Here is a 21,984-nt window from a genome sequence, read left to right as displayed (position 1 = left end):
TCAGTCGTCGTCCCTCTTCTTCTTCTTGTCGACGACCTTGTCGCCCAGTTTGCCTTTGATGCTCTCGATGCCGTCCTTGAAGATACCATCGATGGTCTTGCGCGCGTCGGCATCCTCTTTGCCGTCGGCGGCATCGTAGGTGGCGGCCCAAACGATATTGACCTCGTCGAGGTCATCGTCGTCGGGCGTCACGGTGAACTGCGCCTCGTAATTTTTCACCGGCAGCGGGCTCTCGATGATCTCATAGCGGTAGCTGGCGCCGGACCTCTCGAGCAGCTTCTCCTTGATCACGCCGCCGTCCTGCAGCGTCAACGTGCGGTATTCGGTGTCTCCGTCCTTCGATTCTTCGCACGTCTTCACAGCCGGATGCCATTCGGCAATCGCGCACCAGCCGCCGAACTGCGCCCACAGCGCCTTCTTTTCGTCTTCGACCTTTGCCTCGTCGACGTGCACCTCGAGCTTCTTGCCCGAGGTGAGGCTCGCGGCCTTGGCGCCGCCGGCGAGTGGCGCGAGCGCGGCAGACAGCAGCAATGCAGTGATCAGCAATCTCATCGTTTTCTCCCAGATCGGGCCCCAGCGCCCCACACGTTTTTGGTGCGCCGTCACAGGACGGCGAAGTGGTATAGTGTAACCTTGCGGTGGCAAAAGTGCGAGGGGATTTGCGGTAGGTCAGGCGGCAGACACGCGATGGTCGCCGGGAATTCCCAGCCGCTCCAGAAATGCAGCGACGGGTGTCGGCGTGCCCGTGTAATGCCCTTGGACGGCATCGCAGCCTTCGCCGCGCACCGCGGCGAGCTGTTCGTCGGTCTCAACCCCCTCCGCCGTAACCTCGAGCCCGAGACTGTGCGCGAGCATGACGATTGCCCGCACGATCTTCAACGAGCCTTCGTTGCGGGTGATGTCGCGGATGAACGAGTGATCGATCTTGACGCGGTCGAACGAGAAGCGATGCAGATAGCTCAGCGACGAATAGCCGGTGCCGAAGTCGTCGAGCGCAATCGACACGCCGAGATCCTTCAATTCGTCCAGCACGGCAATGTTCACCGCACTGTCGCGCAGTAGCACCGACTCGGTGATCTCGAGCTCCAGACGCGAAGGATCGAGGCCAGATTGCTCGAGCGCTGCAGCCACCGTCCGCACGAGACCGGGATTGTCGAACTGCATGGGCGAGAGATTGACCGCGACGGCAATGTCCCGAGGCCACTTGACGGCGGCGAGACATGCCTTGCGGATGGCCCAGGCGCCGAGCTGCTCGATGAGTCCGCACTGCTCGGCAAGCGCAATGAACTCCGCCGGTGAGACCATCCCGCGCTCGGGGTGGTGCCAGCGCAACAGCGTCTCGGCACCGGTGACGGCAAGACGTTGCAGGTCGAAGATCGGCTGGAAATAGAGCTCGAACTGTTCGTACGTCAGTGCATCGCGCAGGTCTGCCTCGGCGCGGCGGCGAGCCTGCATGCGCGCATTGAGTTCCTTCTCGTAGAAAAAGTAGGTGCCGCGTCCCAGCTCCTTCACCCGCCGCATGGCGAGCGCCGCATCTTGGATGAGCTCGTCGGCGCTGTTGGCATCGACGCCGAGGGCGATGCCGATACTGGCGCCGAGTTCCAGACGCTGACCACACGCCAAGTACGGCTCACCAATGATCTCGATGATCCCCCGTGCGCGCTTGGCAATGTCCTCGTCTTTGAAATCACCCACCTTGATGACCGCGAATTCATCGCCACCAATCCGCGCCACTGCATCGCGATCCTTGACCACGCTCCGCAGACGGGAGGCGACAACCTTCAACAGCTCGTCGCCGGCAGCATAGCCGAGCAACTCGTTGACCGCTTGGAACCGGTCGAGACCGATGTATTGGATGGCGATGCGCTGCCCTGTCTCGGCCACGATAGCCATCGCCTCGCTCACGCGTTGCTGGAAGCGCGCACGGTTCGGCAGTTGGGTCAGCGGATCGGTGAACGCCTGCTCGTAAGCGCGCGAGCGCGTCTCTTCATGCTCCAGAGCGATCATGCACAGATGCAGGCAGGTCGCCACGACCTGGCGCTCGAGGACCGTTGGCCCGCGCGGCCGCGGGTAGTAGAAGGCGAACGCACCCACCACCCTGCCGTCCGGTGCCTTGATCGGGCTTGACCAACACGCACGCAGGCCGAGCGGCAATGCCAGGTGCTTGTAGTCCTCCCACAACGGATCGCTGGCAATGTCGGTCACCTCCACCGCCTCGCCGCGGAACGCAGCCGTGCCGCACGAGCCAACCTTGGGGCCGATGGGGACGCCGTCGATTGCGCGCGAGTAATGCAGCGGTAGACTGGGACTGGCGATGTGCCGAAGTTGCTGGTCGCGATCGATGGCCAGCACCGAGCAAATCACTGACGGAGCTAGCGCCTCGACCCTCCGGCACAGCGTTTCCATGATACCCCTCAAAGGGGCGCCATTGGCCATCGACTGGAGTATCTCCTGCTGCATCAAATGCAGGCGCCGTGTTGCCGACCGGCGCACTTCGATCTTGACTAGCGGCATACCATCGCTGACGAAGCGGCCGATCTCCAACTCGACGAGCTCGCTGCTCGTCCCCTGCTTGGTGCGCGCCACCACTTGCACAACTCTCGCCGCACCATGCTCCTGTGCGTTGCGCCAGATCTCCTTCCAGCGGCCGGGGTTGAATTCCGGCCAGACATCGCCGACCAGACACTCGCGGAACTCCAGCGATGACTGCGCGCAGTCATCGGCGAACGCCGGCGACCAACCGTGCAGTCTCCCTTGTTCATCGAAGAGTGCAATGGACGCGTGCGGTGCGTGTTGGATCTCGATAGCGTCTTCGCCCGCGTGCATTGGCAATCGCCTTGGTGGCTGCGTGCCGCTTCGTGGACGGCCTTCGTGAGGCTAATTCGATCACAAATTCCCATAAAAAATGCGTTACGGAATCGATTCTCATTATTCGCGTAGAAATTGCATCGACCGTCGCGCGCCAAAGTAGGGCAAACTGAACAGTCCTATAGAGGATGTCGCACTGGCCGTGCGCCCGCCTAAATCTGCTTGTGACGCGCGTGCGCACTGCGTTCCAGCGCCGTGCGGACCAGATCGTCGAGTTGCAGCCCGTCCGCCAGCAGCGCCAGAAAAGCGCGTTCATCGGCCTTGAATACCAAGTCGCTGGCGGCGACCTCCGCCGCCAGCGCATAGGCCGTCTCACGCAACTCGCGCGGTAGCGCCTCGACAATCAAGCGAACCACTTTGTTCACGCCGTCGGGCTTAGCGAGGATCTTTCCGCACTCCTGCGCCTCGCGGCTGAGCCACGCGTCGTCGATGCCGCGCAAGGCAGGCAGCTCGCGCACCATCGAGTTGATGCGTGCCAGCTCATTCTGCGAAATCAACCGATCCGCCGCGGCAACGGTCACCATGGCGTAGATGAGAGCTTCCTGCGGCGAGAGCCTCGCCTTCGTCGGGTGGTCGGAGCGCACGTGGTCTGATCCCCTTCACCATTTCTGGAGGCGTCCGCGTCATCGGCGCCTTGTGACGGGCGTTGACGCAAGTGCCGGCCGGAACATAGGGTTCCCCGCACGCCAATTCCACCGCCCTCCGCAAATCCAGCACAGAAGCGCTTCGCTCGATGTCAGCCTCCGACTCCGCCATCTCGCCCGCCCTCTCCGACGCGAAGGCCTGGCCCTTCGAGGAGGCACGCCGGCTCATAAAGCGGCTCGAGAAGCTGAAGGGCGGCGACGAGAAGACGGTGATTTTCGAGACCGGCTATGGCCCATCGGGGCTGCCGCACATCGGTACCTTCGGCGAGGTGGCGCGCACCAGCATGGTGCGCCATGCGTTTGAACTGCTGACCGAAGGGCGGCGCAAGACGCGCCTCATCTGTTTTTCGGACGACATGGACGGGCTGCGCAAGGTCCCGACCAACGTTCCCAATCAGGAGCTGCTGCACGCCGCGCTCAATAGGCCGCTAACCAGCGTGCCCGATCCGTTCGGCAAGTTCGAGAGCTTCGCGCACCACAACAACGCCATGCTGCGCGACTTCCTGGACCGCTTCGGGTTCTCTTACGAGTTCATGTCGGCCACCGAGGCGTACAAGTCCGGGTGCTTCGACGAAACGCTTTTGAAAATGCTCAAGGCCTACGACAAGGTCATGGAAATCATCCTGCCGACCTTGGGACCGGAGCGCAGGGCGACCTATTCCCCGTTCCTACCCATCTGCCCGCGCACGGGACGGGTGTTGCAGGTACCGATGATCGAGCGCCACCCGCGCAAGGGCACCGTCGTCTACGTCGATCCGGAGACCGGCGAGAAGGTCGAGACCAAGGTCACCGGCGGGGCGGTCAAGTGCCAGTGGAAGGCCGACTGGGCGCTGCGCTGGACCGCGCTCGGCGTCGACTACGAGATGGCCGGCAAAGACCTGATCGAGTCCGTGACCCTATCCTCACGCATCTGCAAGGCGCTCGGCGGAACACCGCCCGAGGGCTTCAACTACGAGCTGTTCCTTGATGACAAGGGCGAGAAGATCTCCAAATCGAAGGGCAACGGCCTGACGATCGACGAGTGGCTGCGCTATGCGAGCCCCGAAAGCCTGTCGCTGTTCATGTATCAGAAGCCGAAGTCGGCAAAGCGGCTGTACTTCGACGTCATCCCTCGCGCCGTGGATGAATACCTGCAATTGCTTGCCGCCTATCCGCGCCAGGATGCGAAGGCCAGGATCGATAATGCCGTCTGGCATATTCATGCCGGCAATCCGCCACCGGCCGACATGCCCATCACGTTCGCACTGCTGCTCAATCTCGTCGCCGCCTCCAACGCCGAGGACAAGGACGTGCTGTGGGGCTTCATCCGGCGTCACGTAAAGGGCGTGAGCCCGCAGACGCATCCCCTACTCGATCGGCTCGCCGGCTACGCCGTCCGCTACTACGCGGACTTCGTGAAGCCGCGCAAAAAGTACCGTCGCGCCGACGAGGTGGAGACGACAGCGCTGCGCGCCTTGTCAGAGGCGTTGAAGGGTGCCGAGCCCGACGCCACGGCCGAAGAGCTGCAGGGCATCCTTTACGACGTCGGGCGCTCCATCCCACGCTATCAGGATCCCAACGCCAAGGGCGCCACGCCCGAAAGGCCCGGTGTATCCAACGCATGGTTCAACGCCATCTACGAAATTCTCCTCGGCGAGGAGAAGGGGCCGCGCTTCGGCAGCTTCATCGAGCTCTACGGCATCAACGAAACGCGTGCGCTCATCGACAAGGCGCTGAGCGGCGAGCTCACCCAAGCCGCCTGAGGGTGGCGTTCTGCGCCACGTCGCTGCGCGCGCCCTGCATGCCGGCGATCTCGATGCCCCAGATGTCGCGCATCAGCCCCAGGAGCTTGGCCTCGCGGGCGCGAATCTCGGCGGCGCGCCAGACGTTGGCGTCGACCACGTCGCGCGTGATTGCGAGCACCGGCGGATCGTCGACCGTGCCGCGATAGATCTCCCGCTTGCGGTAGAATTCCTGATTGCGGGCGCGATCGTTCTGCTTTTGCGTGACGGCGACGAGATTACCCAGGCTTTCGGTGCAAGCCTCGCGCTCCTCGGCGTCGGCGAACCAGCGGCGCCACTCGCTCGTCGCGCCGGGGCGCTGCGGAAGCACGTGCTCGACGCTGTAGTCCTTCGGATCGAGCACGGTAGTGCTGCGCGTCAGCTCGTCGTTGAGGCGCAAGAGCAGTTGCTTGCACACTTGCGCATCGCGCCGGTACATGGAGCGCAAATGGTAGCCGATGTTGCGTATCTCGTCCCGCGTCAGCGCCAGCGGCCCCTCGCCCGGTAGCACCGGCGCGCGCGACTTGACCAATTGGACGACGTTGGCGAGACGGCGCACGCGCTTGCCGGTTCCAAGGCAAAGCACCCGTAGCAAATGGACGAGACGATCGATTTCCTTCAGCAGCATCGTGGCACGCTCAGGATCGTCCGCATACTGGTGCACCGCGAGGATCGCAGCCGGTGCCCAGTCGCCCTCGGGGAGCCGTCCGAGGTAGACGAGATAGCGGCGTGCATCGGGATCGATGTTGAGATTAACGTCGGCGGCTCTAAGGACCGTGTCGTAGGCCTTGGACAGCGGGCAGACGACTTCGTTGAGAAAAGCTTCGGCGCCACCGACCTCGCGGATCGTGCGGCGGACGCCGGCGATGATCTTGGTATCGCCACGACCGTAGATAGTGAACACGTGGCTGAAGAACGTCTCGAACTTCGGACCGAGCAACTGGGCTGCGTTGTCCCACTTCTCCAACGCCTCGGCCAAGCGCTCTTCCGGTATGCTTTTCAGGAGCTCTGCCTTGAGGATGTCGTTGCGCTGCAACGCCCGCCCGCGCTCGTTGAGGACCGTGAACAGCCGATGGGCCCTATCGATGTCGCGCGTCAGGACGACGACGAAGTGGCATTGGTCGCACAGATAATCGGCCAGTCGGCGCCGATCGGCTTCATCGAGCGAGGACAGCTCGTGCACGAAATGATCACGTACCTTTAGCAGCCGTTCCTCGGCATCGCTCAGCGCCTCCGCCGTCGGAGCCGACAAACACGCGCCCCGTGTTTGCACGCAGGTCTCGAGGAACGCTTGCTCGCGCGCGCTCACCTCGATGCGGAATTTGATGCCGTGCTGCTTGGTGGCGGCGGAATCGGCAACGATCAGCTGGTCGAGCCGATTGCGAGCGCCCCAACGCCAGCGCTCGGTCCCCAGATCGCGCAATACCGCTGCCAGCATCGCCAACGTCACGAGGCGCTGCTGCCCGTCGATGATCTCAAACAGGCGCGGATCGCGCTCCCGCGCCTTCGGCAGGTCGCTTCCGCTGCCGTCGAGCAGCAAGATCGTGCCGAGGAAGTAGTCCTGTTCCTCCGCCCCGGCCACACCTCCGAGGCCCGCTGCCGCCAGGATGTCCTCGAGCAACTGGCCGGCTTCCACGGTCGTCCAAGAGTACGGCCTCTGGTAACAGGGCACAGAAAAGTGGAAAGGTGAGGAGAAGAGATTCGTTAGGGTCAGCGACGCTGTTGGGAGACCGGGGAACATCGAATTTCTTTTTTCGTTTGGCGTTCGCAAGCGCCGAGGGCGAGCCACGAGCGCCAGTTTGATGAAGGTATCATGACTGCGCTCATCGTGACAGACGCCATCTCAGAAAAGCACCTATCCGCCAGACGTCGTATGCGCGGTGTTGATAGAATGCGACAGGCGCGCGGCGCCGCGACGCGCGCGCAAAGGGCGCGGCCGTGCGGCAAAAATTTTCCAGCGTGGCGTGCACGATCGGGCAAGCGATGACAACAACTCGGCAATTCGTCTTCAAGGTCACCACGCGCGCGGCCTGGAAAACAGCATGTCGCTCGGGCGTTTACGCCGGCTCTGCCGACGACCTGCGCGACGGCTACATTCATCTGTCGCTGCGCGAGCAACTGCCCGGCACTCTGGCCAAGCACTTCCGCGGCCGGCACGATCTCGTGTTGATCCAGTTCGAGACCCTGGCGCTCGGCGAGCTGCTACGGTGGGAGGTCTCGCGTGGAGGAGAAGTGTTCCCGCATCTCTACGCTCCGCTGCCTACGCAAAAGGTTGTTGCGGTGTGTGACCTTCAACTAGGCATTGACGGCGTGCCGATGCTGCCCAAGGAATTTGCGGCATGCTGAGAACGCTATTCGACCTTGCTCCGCGCGCGCTCGCCCTCCTGCCACCGGAAGAAGCTCACGAGTTGACTCTCAAGTCGCTGGAGCTCGGCGTGTTTCCAGCCGCTCCCGAGGGCGATGATCCTATCTTGGCGGTTGAGTTCGCCGGCTTGTCGCTGCCCAACCCCGTCGGCATTGCCGCAGGCTTCGACAAGGATGCGCGGGTACCCGACGCTATCCTGCGTCTCGGCTGCGGATTTGCCGAGATCGGCACCGTCACGCCGCTACCGCAGCCCGGCAATCCGGCGCCACGCGTGTTCCGCCTCGTGCGCGACCGCGCCGTCATCAATCGGCTCGGCTTCAACAACGGCGGCCATCAGGCCGCACTCGGTCGACTGCAGCGCCGCACGCACGCCGGCATCGTCGGGGTCAACATCGGCGCCAACAAAGACTCGACCGACCGCATTGCCGACTACGTACGCGGCCTCGATACATTCTACGATGTGGCCAGCTATTTTGCGATCAACATCTCGTCACCTAACACACCTGGCTTGCGCGATCTGCAAGACCCCGCCGCACTGGAGGAATTGCTGCGCCGGCTGTTCGACGCGCGCGCCCGACGGATGGATGCAGGCAGTCCGAAGCGACCCATCGTCGTCAAACTGGCACCGGACATCGCCGAGAACGATTTAGGTCCCGTCATCGCACAGCTCGTGGCGCAAGGCGTTGACGGCATTGCCATCTCCAACACCACGATCTCACGGCACGGGCTCACCGACGCAAATGCACGTCAGGCGGGTGGGCTTTCCGGACGCCCGCTGTTTCACCGCTCGACCGTTATGCTCGCGCGCGTACATCAGGCGACGGCAGGCAAGATTCCGCTCATCGGCATCGGCGGCATCGACAGCGGAGCCACAGCGCTGGCCAAGATCGAGGCGGGAGCGACGCTGGTGCAGCTCTACACCGGCCTGATCTACGAGGGCCCAGGCCTCATTCAGCGCATAAAGCGTGAACTCGCCCAGGGCGTGCAGCAGGCCGGCGCGCAATCGCTTTCCGCACTTGTCGGGCGAGGAGCCGCAGACTGGGCCGCCAAGTCGATCGATGGCTAGGCCGAGCCGCCGCGCGGTGGCGGCGGCACATCGGGCCCCCGCATGGTTTTGATCAGGCGGGAGATGAACCAGATCGGCACCACTACCATGGCGCCGAGGATCAGGTAGCCAAGCACGGATTCGATGGCGCCGAAGCCGAGATCGTAGATCCGCCGCAGCAGGACGTTGATCTGGTAGAAGAAGTTCTCGGGCGTGATGCCGAGTGCCGAGAGCACGACGCCGACGACGATGGAGAGCACGACGAGGCGGACGAGAACGCCCAGGACGCTGCCGCCAAGAAACGTGTTGCGGTCCATCGGGTCGTTCTCCCTTCAGGCGGTGGCGGGCATCGGGTAGCCGCCCCATCTCAATGCGGGTGACACGGCTCACCGCCCTTAGCATAGTTGCGAGAGCGTTTCGACAGCGGAGCGTCGCGTAGGCGGAAATGAGGATCGCGAAGCCAGACCCGACCGCCACCGTACGTCACCTGCGCGAGCCGGCGCAGACTCCGATCGCAGCCGCTTTGCCCGAGCCGTTTGCCGCCTGGTTTGCCGCGCGTGGCTGGAGCCCGCGCGCCCACCAGCTGGCGCTCATCGAGGCCGCCAACCAGCGGCGCTCAACCCTGCTTATTGCCCCCACCGGCGCCGGCAAGACACTCGCCGGCTTTCTGCCCAGCCTTCTGAGCCTTGCGCAGCGCCGGCGCGCCAATCGCGGGCGCGGGCGCGGGCTGCATACGCTCTATATCTCTCCGCTCAAGGCGCTGGCCGTCGACGTGGCGCGCAACCTGACGGCACCGGTCAGCGAGATGCAGCTCCCCATCCGCACCGAGACGCGCACTGGCGACACGTCGGTGGCGCGGCGCGCGCGCCAGCGGCGCTCCCCGCCCGACATCCTGATGACGACGCCGGAGCAGCTGACGCTGCTGCTCAGCCACGCCGACAGCGCCGCGCTGCTCGCTGACCTCGACACGGTCATCCTCGATGAGGTGCACGCCCTGGCGGCGACCAAGCGCGGCGACTTGCTGGCCCTCGATCTTGCCCGCCTGCGCACGCTCGCCCCCGGGCTGCGCGCCGTTGGTCTGTCGGCGACCGTCGCCCGCCCCTCCGAGCTGCGCGCCTATCTCGTGCCGCAAGCGGCACCGCAATCACGCATCGAGATGGCCGATTTGGTCCTTGTCGGCGGAGGCGCCAAGCCGCACATCGACATCCTCGAGCTCGACGAGACGATGCCGGCGGTGGGGCACACGACGCGCTATGCGATCGGCGAGATCTACGCGGCTATCGACGCGCACCGGTTGAGCCTGTTGTTCGTCAACACGCGCATGCAGGCCGAGCTGCTGTTCCGAGATCTGTGGCGGATCAACGATCTCGGCCTGCCGATCGGCCTGCATCATGGCTCGCTCGATGCGACGCAGCGGCGCAAGGTGGAGGCCGCGATGGCGGCAGGTTCACTGCGGGCCGTCGTCGCAACCTCGACGCTCGATCTCGGCATCGACTGGGGCGACGTCGACCTCGTCATCCACGTCGGCGCGCCGAAAGGGGCGAGCCGCTTCATCCAGCGCATCGGCCGCGCCAACCATCGGCTCGACGAGCCCTCGCAGGCCATCCTCGTTCCCTCCAACCGCTTCGAGGTCCTCGAATGCCGCGCCGCTGTCGATGCGGCCGAGGTCGGGGCACAGGATGTTACCTTCTCGCGACAGGGCGCGCTCGACGTGCTGGCACAGCACATTCTCGGTACTGCATGCACCGGCGCCTTCGATCCCGCCGCGTTGTATGCCGAGGTGACGTCGGCGGCGCCCTACGCGGCACTGACGCGTCCCGCATTCGATCGGGTGCTCGGCTTCGTCGCCGACGGCGGCTATGCGCTGAAAAGCTATGAGCGATACGCGAAGCTGAAAGCTACGCCCGACGGGCGCCTGCGCATAGCGCACCCGCGCTTCGTGCAGGCCTATCGGATGAACGCCGGAACGATCGTTGCCGCACCGCTGATCAAGGTGCGCCTCGTCGGACGCCGGACCGCCGCCACCCGCAAGGCGCTCACCGGTGGGCGCGTCATGGGCGAGGTCGACGAATATTTCATCGAGCAGCTGCGCCCGGGCGACGCCTTCGTCCTCGCCGGCGAGGTGCTGCGCTTCGAAGGCATGAGTGAGAGCGAGGCCTTCGTCACCCGCGCCACCGCGCGCGATCCCATCATCCCCAGCTACAACAGCGGCAAGTTCCCGCTTTCGACGCACCTTGCCGAGCGCGTGCGCGCCATGCTCGCCGACGCGCACGAATGGAGCCGCCTGCCGCCGTCCGTCGCCTATTGGCTGGAGCGGCAGCGCGAGCAGTCCGCCATACCAGGGTGCGACGAGGTGCTCATCGAGACGTTCGCGCGGCGCAACTGCCACTACCTCGTCGCCTATCCCTTCGAGGGGCGTCTTGCGCATCAGACGCTCGGCATGCTGCTCACCCGGCGGCTCGATCGCATGGGCGCCCGGCCGCTCGGCTTCGTCGCCAATGACTACGGCATGGCGCTGTGGGGCTTAGGTGACCTCTCGGCGCTCATCGCCGCGGGTAAGCTCGAACTCGATAAGCTTTTCGCGCAGGATATGCTCGGCGATGACCTCGACGCCTGGCTGGCGGAATCGAACCTGATGAAACGCACCTTCCGCCAGGTCGCGCTCATCGCCGGCCTCGTCGAGCGGCGGAACCCTGGCCGCGAGAAAACCGGGCGCCAGATCGCGCTGTCGACCAATCTCATCTACGATGTGCTGCGCCGGCACGACCCGCATCACAGCCTGCTCGAGGCGGCGTGGGCCGATGCGGCCACAGGCCTGCTGGACATCGCCCGACTCGGCGATTTTCTGCGCCGCGTCGAGGGAAGAATCGTGCATCAACCGTTGGACAGGGTATCGCCGCTTTCCGTGCCGATCCTCCTCGAGATCGGGCGGGAGGCTGTTGCCGGCTTCGCCCGCGAGGAGTTGCTGCGCGAGGCCGCAGCTGAGCCGCGGCTGCGCGAGACCTTAGAGGAGACGCAATGCTCGAGCTGAAACCTGAGCGCCTCGCCTTCGACGACTTCCAGGATCAGGAAATCTCCATCTGCGGCAAGCTGTTTCGCGCCGACATGTCGGGCGCGCTCTATTGGCCAGGCGAGGACGCGCTGATCGTCGCCGATTTACACCTCGAGAAGGGCTCGGCACTCGCCAAGCGTGGGCAGCTCGTTCCGCCGTACGATACGCGCGAGACCCTGCGCAAACTAGCCGCCGCCATCGACCGCTACAATGCCGGCACCGTCATCGCGCTCGGCGACAGCTTGCACGACATCGAAGCGTCGGGGCGCATCGGACTCGAGGAGCTGGAGATCCTGCAGATCATGCAGGAAGATCGCGAGTGGATCTGGGTGACGGGCAACCACGACCCCAAGGTTGGTGAGCGGCTGGGCGGCAACGTCGTCGAGGACATCGAGGTCGAGGGCATTGTGTTGCGTCACGAGCCACGTCCCGGCCCCGTCACGCACGAGATTGCCGGGCACCTGCACCCGGCGGCCAAGATCTCCATGTACGGCTACACGCTGCGCCGGCCGTGCTTCGTCGGCAACGGGCGCCGTCTCGTCGTGCCGGCGTTCGGCGCCTATACGGGCGGCCTCAACATTCTCGCCGCTCCATTCGAGCCGCTGTTCGGCAACGACGGCATGCACGTGTGGATGCTCGGCCAGGAAGGGCTCTACCCGGTAGCAACCCGTCTGCTCAAGGAAGATTGAGAGCTCAACCCGGCTGGCGGCTGAAGTAGGCAGAGGCGAGCAGCCCCGATCCGACAGCGAGCAGGACGGCAACGAAGCCATAGCTCATCGGATAGACGAACGCGAAGTTGTGCACCAGCCGCTCGATACCGGCGCGGTGCAGCGTCACCCGCGCAATGTGCGCGCTCACCACCTCACCGTTACGGAACAAGTAGGTGCGCGCGACCAGAGGGCCCACCGGCACGTTGGCAGGAAGAGCGATCGTGCTTCGGAACAGGCTGCGGCCCGCAAAGGTGACCCCGTCGGGCTCGATAACGTACAGGTTGTCCTTCTTTTTCAATCGAATGACGGCGGCCCTGAAGGCGGCGAGCTCGTAGTCCTTGTAGCTCGCGCGCGTGGCGGCCGATGGCGTCATCTTGATGTGCTGCAGGCCGATGGCGTGCCGCTCCAGCACCAAGGGCCCGGCAATCTCCTCGATCGGCCGCGTGGATGCGATGGCGTAATAGCTTGGCACCGAGCCGAAGGTGACCGAGGAGGTATTGATCCACACGCCGGCCACGTCGCTCTTACGGCGGACAACGACCGGGAAGGGCGTGCCTTCTACGACGATGACCACGTCGTAGTAGCCGGTCTGCTCCTTTGGAGCCTGACTGTTGTCGATGGCACCGAACACGACGATCTCGTGCCCGGTAAAACCGGTCGTCACCGCAAGGGTGCGCGTCGAGATGTCCGCCTCGACCTTCTCCTGAGGCACCGGCGGCGTGGGAGCGAACGTCGGTCGCGGGGGGCCCATGCGTGGTTGGCGTGGCTCCTGAGCCAGCGCCGGCGCAACGCACATCACTGCGAGCAGAAAGGCCAGGAGGTGGCGCATCACAGTCATCCCCCGATCACCGGGCCAATCGAGTAGACCTCGCTCGGCTTGACCATCAGATCCCAACCAATGCGCAGGCAAACGAGCAGCACCAGCGCCGCCAGCATGAAGCGCAGCTGCTCTCCCTTGAGCCGCCCTCCGGCTGCCGCTCCGAACTGGGCGCCGATCACGCCGCCGACGATGAGCAGCAGGGCCAGCACTACGTCCACGGCCTTGTTCTGCATGGCCTGCAGCAGCGTCGTCACGGCCATGACGAACACGATCTGGAACAGCGAGGTGCCGATGACGATGCTGGTCGGCACGCGCAAAAGATAGATCATGGCCGGCACCATGACGAAGCCGCCGCCGACCCCCATGATCGCCGCCATGAAGCCGACGAACGCGCCGATCATGGCCGGCGGCAGCGCGCTGATATAGAGCTTCGAGCGATGGAAGCGCATCTTGAGCGGCAGTCCATGCACCCAGCTGTGCTGGCCAGTCTTGCGCACCGAGACCGCCTGACCGGCCTGCGTCCTTTGGATGCTGCCGATGCTCTCGATCAACATCAGCGCGCCGACCGCACCAAGGAAGGTCACGTAGCTCAGCGACACGAACAGATCGAACTGGCCGACCTGGCGCAATATCTTCATCAGCGACACGCCGATGATCGACCCGGCGACACCGCCGACCACCAGAACCGCGCCCATCTTCACGTCGACGTTTCTGCGCCGGTACTGCGCCAACGCCCCGGAAACCGAGGAGGCGAGGATCTGCATCGACCCGGTGCCCACGGCTACCGCCGTGGGCACCCCCATGAAGATGAGCAGCGGAGTGAGCAGAAATCCGCCCCCGACGCCGAACAGGCCGGATAGGAACCCGACGGCGCAGCCCATGCCGAGAAAGAGCGCCACGTTGACGGACATCTCGGCGATGGGCAGGTAGATGTTCATCAGCTTCGCTAGCGGACAGACCCTTCGGAGCGCGCCGCATCACCTAGCGCAGCGTACCGGCCGACTGCCGCCTGATGCTCCGACATCGCACGCCATGTCAAGGTAGGAGCCGTGGTCGACGGCCAGGATAGGCGAGGTAAGTAAAGATACCCGTGTCGCAAGACAAAAATGCGCCGCGTTTGGCGCGGCGCATTGCAGCCTTTCTCTCTATCCCGCGATCAGCCGCGACGGCTGCCATCCTTCCAAGCTTGGCCGGCAAGGCGCGCGTCGTTGGCCAGACCCTTCATCGGCTTGGCGCGCCATTCTTCGGCCTGGGCCTCGGCGGCGGCAAGATCGTCCGCGCTCAGCTTCGGCTTCAGCGCGTCGCGGCGGCCGGCGGCGTCTTTGTCCCCCGACTTGGCGGCCAGGAGCAGCCACTTGTAGGCCTGCTGCAGGTCCTTGGTGACGCCGAGGCCGTTCTCGTAGAGCACGGCGAGATTGTACTGGCTGTCGGCGAGACCATGGTCACCGGCGGCCTTGAACCAGCGGGCAGCGCCTTCGTAATCGCCCTTCGGGCTGCGCGCGGCGGTGAGCACGGCAAGATTGTGCATGGCCTTGACGTTGCCCTGGGCGGCGGCGCGCTCGTACCACACCTGGGCGCGCTGCGCGTCGGCCTTCACGCCGAGGCCGCGCTCATAGAGCGTTCCGAGGCGGAACTGGGCCATGGCGAAGCCGTTGGCGGCCGCGCGCCGGTACCACAGCGCCGCTTCCTTCAGATCCTGGTCGGTGCCTTTGCCCTCGGCGAGGCGCGATGCCACCTCGAACTGCGCCGAGGCATCCCCCTGCGCCGCCGCGAGACGCAGCGAGAAGGGGCCGACGGTCGCCGGCGGCAGCTTCGAAGCCCCGTTGACAGGGGCAGCCTCCTCACCGGTGGGGGACGCAGCACCCCCGTTGCGGCGCAGGACGTGCTCCTCCATCAGAGCGGCGGGGGTGACCTTCGCCGCCGCAGCACCGAGCTGGCCGGAGAGGTAGGCCATGCGTTGCTGCTCATTCAACTGCGCGAGTTGGGCCCCGGTGGCATCGTTGTCCTGCATGGTGATGCCGTCAGGCAGCGAGGCCGTGTCGACGGGCGCGCCAGTGGCATTCACGTCCTCATATTCGCCGGCGCCCTGCTCGAGCGGCGGCACGACCTGCTTGGTCTGCTTCGAAGGCGGCGTGGCCGAGGGCGGGAGCGCGTTGGGCGCGTCCGGCATCGTCGGAGCCTCGTCCATCGCTGGGTCGACGGCCGGATGGGCGCCGGTCGGCTTGGTTACTGGAGCGATCGTAGCGGCGGCCGGAAGCGCGTCGAGCTGCGGAGCTGGTGTGCGCGGCATGAAGAAGATCGCCGCCGGGATCGCCGCCAGCAACACCAACAGGCTCATTGCCACGCGCTGCGAGCGAAAGCTGAAGATCGAGCGCCGACCGCGCGCCTTCGCCGGCGCCTCGCGCGGCCCGGCCGAAAGCTGGCCAGCGCGCAGATCGCTGTCGGCGCCGACGCCATCCGGCCTGCTCGCGGCTTTCAGCTTGGCGCGGTGCGCGTCAGCGATGAAGTCGTGGCGCAGCACTTCCATCGAGCGCTTGGGAGCTTGTGGCTCGCCGAAGCTCTCGGCCTCGGCATCGCGCGAGCGCGAAAATGCAGCATCGAGATCAAAGCTGGCAGTCGTGTAGACCGGCACGCGCGGCGGCTGATCGACCTCGGCATCTTGCCGGTAGGCGCGCACATTGGCTTCGACCGCCTCTTCCATGGGCAGGAAGTCCGACTGGTCGGCCTCCGCGCTCGGCATCTCGGCGTAGACCGTTGCCGTCGGCGGCACCAGGTCGTCGATCGTTGCTGCCGCGGGAGTTGCGGCCGTGGCCGGCGCCGCTGCCGATCCGTAAGCGGGGGCGGAGGCCTGCTGCTGGGCAAGCTCGAGCGCGTCGATACGGTCGAGGACGCGGATGATCGCCTGCTGCATCGTCTCCAGCATGCTGGCGTTGTTCTCGTCGCTGTTGCGGCGCTCGTTGATGAGGTTCTCGAGCATGCCGCGCATCTCGCCGATATCGCGCGAGCGGGCGTCGCGGAGGTCGCTGTCGACGAAATTGGCGGCGACGCGCTGCGCCGCGGCGTTGGCAACGTCCTCGTAGTTCACGTCGCGGGAGGCGCTGCGGCTGACCAGGCCGCAGAGGCGCTCGTCGGAAAGCTGCACGGCGATCATGCGTAGCTGCGCATCGATGGCATCGAGCCGGCCGACGTCGGCGCTGACCTGCACGCCCTCATTGAACAGGCGGGTCAGACGCTCGTCGGACAGTTGCGAGGTCAGCGTCCCAAGATGCGCGTCGATGACGTCGAGGCGCGCAAGCTGGCGACGGAACTGGCTGAGCTGATTGGCAATGTCCTCGATCTGCGCTTCCGCGGCACGCAACTCGTCGAGGTCGGCGCGCGTCGCCACGTGGCCGAGGACCGCATTAAGCTGCGTCTCGAGCTGGTCGAAGCGGCGTCCCAGCGAGGCCAGTGCGCTCTCGGGGCGAATCTGCGCCAAAGATTGCTCGATGCGCGCCGCAATGTCGGCAAAACGCTGGTCGAGCCAATTGGAATCCATCGCGCAGCCGCACTGCGGCTCTGGCGCGGCTTCGGTCATGGCACCGGTGGGCGCGCTGGCATAGAGCGCCTGCTGCGAGGCACGGGCGGGAACTGCCCGTGCACCCGTGCGCGCGCTACCCTTGGCGGCATCTTCGCGGCGCGACGCGGCGTAAGCCTCCCCGGACTCGTATAGTTGGACGAGAGCGTTGGCGGCGGCCTCGTCCCAGGGATCGATGTTGTCGGCAGCGCGCCGTGTGGAATTGGACGCGCCAAGGGCAATGACCTCGTTGGGCTGCGCGCGGGCCACCCGCACGTCCTCTTCGGTGACGTAGCGGACGGTTTTGACGCGGGCCTCGGTCGCGCGTTGTGCCGGGTTGTATGGCACCAGGGCACCGCGGCTGAGGTCGGACAGCCGTTCGCCGAGGCGTTGCATCTGCTGCTGGATGCGCTCGACATCAGGCTCGAACTCGTGCGGCACCTGCGCCCTGATGGACCTGGCCTCGTCGCTCAACGCGGCCAGCCGGTCGCGCATCTGATCCAGCATCGTCGCCTGGGACGGCTCGTTCGAAGCCATGGACGCGGCATCGGCACGCGCGCCATAGATTTCGTTGTAGGCTTGGTTCGACATCTCAATCCCTTGGCGCTGGTCGCTGGAGCCCTGCCGGGGCTGTGCCGGCTGCGGTTGCCGAATCGGGACGCGCAAAACGAGATTCCGCTCATCCACAGGCTTTGCGAGTCGCGGTAAACGTGAGGTTAAGCAGCGCATGAAAATCGCACCGGCAGGCGCAATTAGCCGCAAGATGGGCCCCGATCGGCCCTGGCCGGCGTCATTGATTGCGGTGCAGCGGCCAGCGATGTGATGCAGATGACGACAAGGTCACCAGCCGACACGACAGTCGGGCAGGCGTTCGACACGCTGGCGGTCCAGACGCGCGGGCCCGGATTGTCGGATCAGACTGCGGCGGTACGCGGCTGGCTGGCGCAGATCGGAGCCGGCGATGGGTTGCTCACCGTGTTCATCCGCCACACCTCGGCGTCCCTGCTCATCCAGGAGCACGCCGACCCGGACGTGCACACCGACCTCCTCGACGCGCTGGAGCGGCTGGCCCCGCGCGACCGCCCCTATGTGCACGACATCGAGGGGCCGGACGACATGCCGGCGCACATCAAGGCAGCGCTGACGGCAACCTCGCTATCGATCCCCATCAAGGCGGGAAAGATGCTGCTCGGCACCTGGCAGGGAATCTACGTGGTCGAACATCGCGACCGGTCGCACCGCCGCGAGGTCGTACTCCACTACCTGGGCACATTCGACGGTTAGGCCCCAGCTGGCCCGCGCCGATGGCGGCGGGTTGCCGATACCAGCTCGTGTGCGATGCCCGGCTCGCTCATTGCATGACCAGCGTCGGCGACGATGCGCAGCTCGGCCGTAGGCCAGGCGCGCTTCAGGTCCCAGGCGTTCTTGACCGGGGTCACGACATCGTAGCGCCCATGCACGATGGTGCCGGGAATGTCGCGCAGGCGGCCGGCATCGGCGAGCAGCTGGTCATCGCTGGCGAAGAAGCCGCCGTTGACGAAGTAGTGGCACTCGATACGCGCAAAGGCGATCGCATAGGCATCGGCGCCGAAGTGACGGATGCGCTCGGCGTCTTGCAGCAACGACAGCGTCGAGGCCTCCCATACGCTCCATGCCTTGGCGGCGGTGAGGCGCACTTGCGTGTCGGGGTCGGTGAGGCGCCGGTAGTAGGCAGCGATCATGTCGCCACGCTCGGCCGGCGGGATGACTTGCTGATAGGGGGCAAAGGCGTCGGGATAAATCCAGCTGCAGCCCTCTTGGTAGAACCACTCGAGCTCGGCCCGGCGCACCAGGAAGATGCCGCGCAGGATGAGGCTCGCGACCCGCTGCGGGTGCGTTTCGGCGTAGGCGAGGGCCAAGGTCGATCCCCACGAGCCGCCGAACAGCTGCCAGCGCTCGATTTCGAGGTGCTCGCGCAACCGCTCCATATCGGCGACGAGATGCCAGGTCGTGTTGGCCTCTAAAGACGCGTTCGGGGTCGAGCAACCGCAGCCGCGCTGGTCGAACAGGATGATCCTGTAGTGGTTGGGGTCATGGAAGCGGCGCATCGTGGGGTTGGAGCCGCCGCCCGGACCGCCGTGCACGAGCAGCGCCGGCTCGCCTTGCGGGTTGCCGCACTCCTCGAAGTAGACCGTATGCCCGTCGCCGACATCGAGCATACCGGTGCGATACGGCTCGAGCGCCGGATAGAGAGCAAGCCGTTCATGCACGGTCATCGAGGTCTTCCCATTTATTTGCGCTACTTCACCCGCGTTCGCGGTTCTTGAGCCGCAGCAGCCGCATCTCACGATCGTATATGACCTCGCCGCCGGGAATGCGGATTTCACGCACCAGCTCCAACACGCTGCGGCTCGGTCCGGGGGTCGTGATGCTGGCGAGGACGGCACCCGCGGCACCCGCCGGCAGTCCCAGAATGCCGGCCAGCGCGCCGTCGAGGCCGAGAATGTTGGCCTCGCCGGCCAGGATGGTGAGGACGGCGACGGAAAATCCGCAGCCCATCCCGGCGATGGCGCCAAACGCATTCATGCGCTTCCACCAGATCGACAGCACGATCACCGGGAAGAATGTCGAACCGCTCAGCGCCAGCGACCACAGCAGCAGCCGCAGCGGGTCGGTCGGCGCCAGCAGCGCGACCAATCCACCCATTACGGCGGCGCCGGCGATGGCGAGCCGTCCGATATGCACGCGCCCCGTGCGCGGCAGCGGCTCCCAGGACAGCCCGTTGACGACGTCCTCGGCGACCACGTTGCCCAGCGCGCTGGCCGTGGCGCCGGCGCCGACCAGCGCCGCCGCGACGATGCCGGTCGCCGCGAAATACACGAATACGCTCGGCAAGCCTGCCGCCACCGGCAGGCTCAAGAGCACGGCATCGCGCGCGAAGCCGAAGCTCATGTACGTCAGCGGCGCCGTCGCGGCATCGACCTTTGCGAAGCCGAGATCGACCAGCTGGCGCATCCATTCGGGGAGCGCCGTCGGCGGTCCCGACTTGACGATGTCCATGAGGAAATCGCGCATGTACACCGCCACCGCGGCGGCCGTCAGCATGATGAGGCCGAAGTAGACGGTGGCCCAGCCGAGCGACTTGCGCGTCTCGTAGACGCCGGGAGTCATGGTCACGCGCGGGATCAGCCAGGGCGAGGAGGCGACGCCGGCCATCACGGTGAGCGTCGCCACGACGAAGGCCGTCGGCCCGATGGCGCCGAACGGCGCGCTGAAGCGCTTGGCGATGTGGGCGACGCCTTCGCCCGGCAGCGCAAAGGCGAGCCCCGGCGCGTCGACGATGGGCAGCCCCTGCGCCGCTTCGCTGTGCATCAAGGCTCGCAACAGCGGCCCATTGGTCAGCTGCGGCAGCGGGAAGTTGGTGACCATCACCGCGACGATGGTGACCGGCACGAGCAGCGCCAGAACGGCGGCGATCGCCTGCGCACTCCCCGACCAGGTCAGCGAGCGCATGCCGCCGAGCACCACCGTGACGATTAAGGCGGCAACCAGCATGACGATCATCAGGCTCTGCGGCTGGCCTGAAAGCCAGCCGGCGGCGAACGCCCCCATGCGCAGCTCGGCAGCGAGCATCAGCAGCGCCGGCACGGCCAGCAGCGCGGCCGACAACAGGCGCACGCTCTTGCTCTCGAAGCGGCGTCCAAGATAGCTCGGCACCGTGAAGGTGCCGAACTTGCGGAAGAACGGCGCCAGCATCACCGCCATGATGACGAAGCCGGCGAGGCCGCCGATCATCAGGCACAGGGCGTCGAAGCCGATGAGGAAGAACACGCCGGTCATGGCGACGATGCCGGTGGCGCCCATGGTGGCGACGCCGATGCCGAGCCCGGTGTAGCCGGCCGGCACGCGACGCCCGGCGGCGAAGAACTCGAGCGGCTCCTGCGTCGGCACGCACAGCCCGATCGCCGCGTAGAGCACGAGCGGACCGAGCAGCATCCCCCAGCGCAGCAGCGCGTCCGAGGTGCCGAGCTCCTCGAAGATGAGCAGCAGCATCACGAGCCCCGCCAGCGAGCTGGCGAAGATGCCGAAGTAGGTCCCGAGCCGCGGATTGACGAAGCGGGTGCGCGAGGTGACGGACATGGCTATCTACCCGCCCGCGCTCTCACGTGTCCTCGTGCGCGCCATGCCAATGGTCGATGGCATCCTGGCGGTTGACGAAGCTCGCCACTGTGAAGATGGCGATCACCACGATGCCGTGGGCGCTGAGGAAGTAGCCGAGCGGGAAGCCGAGAAAACGCTCGCCGTTGAGGCTCTCGGCGTAGAGCGGCAGCACGATGATCAGCACCAGGAAGGGCACCACGCTGGCCAGCATCTGCCACTTGGTGTGCCGCCAGTACGGCTTGCGCTCCTTGCGCTCCATCATGTCGTCAGCTCCCCTCGCCCGATGCCCGGGAAGGGCCCCGGCGCAGCCGCATCACGTACACGCCAACAGTGCGACGCATATATGGCGCGATGCCTCGGGACCACCCCGCAAGACCGGTTCTGGGCTCGCTTTTCTTGGCTTAAGCTGTTCCGGGGCGCCGCAGCAGGGCCCCCGACCAGTCGCCTTAGCCGAGGGAAGCCGCCAATGAAAGAGATGTGGGAAGAATTCAAGAACTTCGCGATGAAGGGCAATGCCCTGGACCTCGCCATCGGGGTGATCATCGGCGCCGCTTTCACGCCCATCGTCTCCACCCTCGTCGCCAACATCCTGATGCCGATCATCGGCTACATCACGGCGGGGGTAAACTTCTCCAACCTTGCCATCGAGCCGGTGGAGGCGGTGGAGATCAAGTACGGCCTGTTCCTCAACGCCATCATCCAATTTCTGATCACCGCGGTGGCGCTGTTCTTCCTCATCAAGGGTATCAACATCATCCGCCGCCCGGCACCCGCCGCCCCGCCGCCGCCGACCCAGTCGGAGATCTACCTGAAGGAAATCCGCGACGCCCTGGTCAAGGGCAAGGCCTGAGGGCATCTGCGCGCGGGCCGCGCCTTCGGCTTTTCGCCGGGGGCCGGCCTGTGCTACATGCCATGCCAGAGCGCGGGCGTAGTTCAGTGGTAGAACGTCAGCTTCCCAAGCTGAATGTCGTCGGTTCGATCCCGATCGCCCGCTCCACTCTCCTGCCCGAAATGCCCAAACGGGGCG

18 protein-coding genes and 1 tRNA gene are annotated in these 21,984 nt (G+C 65.6%); 8 read left to right on the top strand and 11 right to left on the bottom strand.

Annotated elements, in window-relative coordinates; translation table 11 throughout:
- The 3 genes from F9K20_RS09935 to F9K20_RS09925 all read right to left on the bottom strand — a co-directional run bounded on the left by F9K20_RS09935 (position 1) and on the right by F9K20_RS09925 (position 3,452).
- Positions 1-552 carry an SRPBCC family protein gene (locus tag F9K20_RS09935; protein WP_291000687.1) on the bottom strand — a complete coding sequence of 184 codons (552 nt, stop codon included), beginning with the start codon at positions 550-552 and terminating at the stop codon, positions 1-3.
- A 117-nt stretch (positions 553-669) separates the two neighbouring features.
- Positions 670-2,826: an EAL domain-containing protein gene (locus F9K20_RS09930; RefSeq protein ID WP_291000684.1), complete on the bottom strand. Its 2,157-nt coding sequence runs from the start codon at positions 2,824-2,826 to the stop codon at positions 670-672.
- A 194-nt stretch (positions 2,827-3,020) separates the two neighbouring features.
- Positions 3,021-3,452 carry a tellurite resistance TerB family protein gene (locus F9K20_RS09925; protein WP_291000682.1) on the bottom strand — a complete coding sequence of 144 codons (432 nt, stop codon included), beginning with the start codon at positions 3,450-3,452 and terminating at the stop codon, positions 3,021-3,023.
- A gap of 149 nt (positions 3,453-3,601) precedes the next feature.
- Between F9K20_RS09925 and F9K20_RS09920 the strand changes: the two genes are divergently transcribed.
- Entirely contained in the window at positions 3,602-5,254 is a 1,653-nt protein-coding gene (locus F9K20_RS09920) for a lysine--tRNA ligase (RefSeq protein ID WP_291000679.1), read from the top strand.
- Here the strand turns inward: F9K20_RS09920 and F9K20_RS09915 are convergent.
- On the bottom strand, positions 5,238-7,013 hold the full coding sequence (locus F9K20_RS09915; RefSeq protein WP_291000676.1) for a DUF262 domain-containing HNH endonuclease family protein: 1,776 nt from the start codon (positions 7,011-7,013) through the stop codon (positions 5,238-5,240). The two genes, F9K20_RS09920 and F9K20_RS09915, sit on opposite strands and share 17 nt — an antisense overlap.
- Before the next feature lie 197 nt (positions 7,014-7,210).
- Between F9K20_RS09915 and F9K20_RS09910 the strand changes: the two genes are divergently transcribed.
- Both F9K20_RS09910 and F9K20_RS09905 read left to right on the top strand, forming a co-directional pair.
- Positions 7,211-7,618: a DUF952 domain-containing protein gene (locus F9K20_RS09910; protein WP_291000673.1), complete on the top strand. Its 408-nt coding sequence runs from the start codon at positions 7,211-7,213 to the stop codon at positions 7,616-7,618.
- Entirely contained in the window at positions 7,612-8,703 is a 1,092-nt protein-coding gene (locus F9K20_RS09905; RefSeq protein ID WP_291000670.1) for a quinone-dependent dihydroorotate dehydrogenase, read from the top strand. The genes F9K20_RS09910 and F9K20_RS09905 overlap by 7 nt, the downstream gene beginning before the upstream one ends.
- Here F9K20_RS09905 and F9K20_RS09900 read toward each other — a convergent pair.
- The gene (locus F9K20_RS09900; protein ID WP_291000667.1) at positions 8,700-8,999 is read right to left on the bottom strand and encodes a DUF6460 domain-containing protein; all 300 of its coding nucleotides are present in this window, start codon (positions 8,997-8,999) and stop codon (positions 8,700-8,702) included. The two genes, F9K20_RS09905 and F9K20_RS09900, sit on opposite strands and share 4 nt — an antisense overlap.
- 128 nt (positions 9,000-9,127) lie before the next feature.
- Between F9K20_RS09900 and F9K20_RS09895 the strand changes: the two genes are divergently transcribed.
- Together F9K20_RS09895 and pdeM are read left to right on the top strand one after the other, a co-directional pair.
- On the top strand, positions 9,128-11,713 hold the full coding sequence (locus tag F9K20_RS09895; protein WP_291000664.1) for a ligase-associated DNA damage response DEXH box helicase: 2,586 nt from the start codon (positions 9,128-9,130) through the stop codon (positions 11,711-11,713).
- Positions 11,701-12,423, top strand: a complete 723-nt coding sequence (gene pdeM / locus F9K20_RS09890) for a ligase-associated DNA damage response endonuclease PdeM (protein ID WP_291000661.1) — start codon at positions 11,701-11,703, stop codon at positions 12,421-12,423. The genes F9K20_RS09895 and pdeM overlap by 13 nt, the downstream gene beginning before the upstream one ends.
- A 4-nt stretch (positions 12,424-12,427) precedes the next feature.
- Here pdeM and F9K20_RS09885 read toward each other — a convergent pair whose 3' ends face one another.
- The 3 genes from F9K20_RS09885 to F9K20_RS09875 form a co-directional block, all read right to left on the bottom strand.
- Positions 12,428-13,273, bottom strand: coding sequence for a TIGR02186 family protein (locus F9K20_RS09885; protein WP_291000658.1), 846 nt, complete (start codon positions 13,271-13,273; stop codon positions 12,428-12,430).
- Between the two features lie 5 nt (positions 13,274-13,278).
- Complete coding sequence (locus tag F9K20_RS09880; RefSeq protein WP_291000656.1) at positions 13,279-14,202, bottom strand: sulfite exporter TauE/SafE family protein; 924 nt, start codon at positions 14,200-14,202, stop codon at positions 13,279-13,281.
- A 218-nt stretch (positions 14,203-14,420) separates the two neighbouring features.
- Positions 14,421-17,408: a hypothetical protein gene (locus tag F9K20_RS09875; protein WP_291000655.1), complete on the bottom strand. Its 2,988-nt coding sequence runs from the start codon at positions 17,406-17,408 to the stop codon at positions 14,421-14,423.
- 237 nt (positions 17,409-17,645) lie between these two features.
- Here F9K20_RS09875 and F9K20_RS09870 point away from each other — a divergent pair, with 237 nt between their 5' ends.
- Positions 17,646-18,101 carry a secondary thiamine-phosphate synthase enzyme YjbQ gene (locus tag F9K20_RS09870; protein ID WP_291000653.1) on the top strand — a complete coding sequence of 152 codons (456 nt, stop codon included), beginning with the start codon at positions 17,646-17,648 and terminating at the stop codon, positions 18,099-18,101.
- On the opposite strand, the gene pip is transcribed toward F9K20_RS09870, so the two are convergent.
- From pip to F9K20_RS09855, 3 genes are read right to left on the bottom strand one after another with little or no spacing between them, the layout of a single operon-like run.
- On the bottom strand, positions 18,098-19,072 hold the full coding sequence (gene pip / locus F9K20_RS09865) for a prolyl aminopeptidase (protein ID WP_291000650.1): 975 nt from the start codon (positions 19,070-19,072) through the stop codon (positions 18,098-18,100). The two genes, F9K20_RS09870 and pip, sit on opposite strands and share 4 nt — an antisense overlap.
- 28 nt (positions 19,073-19,100) lie before the next feature.
- Positions 19,101-20,936 carry a sodium:solute symporter gene (locus F9K20_RS09860; RefSeq protein ID WP_291000647.1) on the bottom strand — a complete coding sequence of 612 codons (1,836 nt, stop codon included), beginning with the start codon at positions 20,934-20,936 and terminating at the stop codon, positions 19,101-19,103.
- 22 nt (positions 20,937-20,958) lie between these two features.
- Positions 20,959-21,219 (bottom strand): DUF4212 domain-containing protein, encoded by a 261-nt coding sequence (locus F9K20_RS09855; protein ID WP_291000644.1) that lies wholly within the window; start codon positions 21,217-21,219, stop codon positions 20,959-20,961.
- Positions 21,220-21,423: 204 nt separating this feature from the next.
- Between F9K20_RS09855 and mscL the strand changes: the two genes are divergently transcribed.
- A complete protein-coding gene (gene mscL, locus F9K20_RS09850) occupies positions 21,424-21,807 on the top strand; it encodes a large conductance mechanosensitive channel protein MscL (protein WP_367238225.1) in 384 nt (127 codons plus the stop codon).
- 72 nt (positions 21,808-21,879) lie between these two features.
- Positions 21,880-21,954: transfer RNA gene (locus F9K20_RS09845), tRNA-Gly, on the top strand.
- Positions 21,955-21,984: the final 30 nt, after the last annotated feature.

It is taken from the genome of Hyphomicrobium sp. (assembly GCF_009026145.1).
Classification (GTDB): domain Bacteria; phylum Pseudomonadota; class Alphaproteobacteria; order Rhizobiales; family Hyphomicrobiaceae; genus Hyphomicrobium_A.
This window is presented reverse-complemented; position numbering and strand designations above follow the sequence as displayed.

Bases quoted from the DNA above. Each gene is read 5' to 3' on its own strand.
- F9K20_RS09870 (WP_291000653.1), top strand. From the start codon at position 17,646: ATGACGACAAGGTCACCAGCCGACACGACAGTCGGGCAGGCGTTCGAC.
- F9K20_RS09935 (WP_291000687.1), bottom strand. From the start codon at position 552: ATGAGATTGCTGATCACTGCATTGCTGCTGTCTGCCGCGCTCGCGCCA.
- F9K20_RS09880 (WP_291000656.1), bottom strand. From the start codon at position 14,202: ATGAACATCTACCTGCCCATCGCCGAGATGTCCGTCAACGTGGCGCTC.
- mscL (WP_367238225.1), top strand. From the start codon at position 21,424: ATGAAAGAGATGTGGGAAGAATTCAAGAACTTCGCGATGAAGGGCAAT.
- F9K20_RS09900 (WP_291000667.1), bottom strand. From the start codon at position 8,999: ATGGACCGCAACACGTTTCTTGGCGGCAGCGTCCTGGGCGTTCTCGTC.
- F9K20_RS09855 (WP_291000644.1), bottom strand. From the start codon at position 21,219: ATGATGGAGCGCAAGGAGCGCAAGCCGTACTGGCGGCACACCAAGTGG.
- F9K20_RS09920 (WP_291000679.1), top strand. From the start codon at position 3,602: ATGTCAGCCTCCGACTCCGCCATCTCGCCCGCCCTCTCCGACGCGAAG.
- F9K20_RS09915 (WP_291000676.1), bottom strand. From the start codon at position 7,013: ATGTTCCCCGGTCTCCCAACAGCGTCGCTGACCCTAACGAATCTCTTC.
- F9K20_RS09930 (WP_291000684.1), bottom strand. From the start codon at position 2,826: ATGCACGCGGGCGAAGACGCTATCGAGATCCAACACGCACCGCACGCG.
- F9K20_RS09895 (WP_291000664.1), top strand. From the start codon at position 9,128: ATGAGGATCGCGAAGCCAGACCCGACCGCCACCGTACGTCACCTGCGC.
- F9K20_RS09875 (WP_291000655.1), bottom strand. From the start codon at position 17,408: ATGTCGAACCAAGCCTACAACGAAATCTATGGCGCGCGTGCCGATGCC.
- pdeM (WP_291000661.1), top strand. From the start codon at position 11,701: ATGCTCGAGCTGAAACCTGAGCGCCTCGCCTTCGACGACTTCCAGGAT.
- F9K20_RS09860 (WP_291000647.1), bottom strand. From the start codon at position 20,936: ATGTCCGTCACCTCGCGCACCCGCTTCGTCAATCCGCGGCTCGGGACC.
- pip (WP_291000650.1), bottom strand. From the start codon at position 19,072: ATGACCGTGCATGAACGGCTTGCTCTCTATCCGGCGCTCGAGCCGTAT.
- F9K20_RS09905 (WP_291000670.1), top strand. From the start codon at position 7,612: ATGCTGAGAACGCTATTCGACCTTGCTCCGCGCGCGCTCGCCCTCCTG.
- F9K20_RS09885 (WP_291000658.1), bottom strand. From the start codon at position 13,273: ATGCGCCACCTCCTGGCCTTTCTGCTCGCAGTGATGTGCGTTGCGCCG.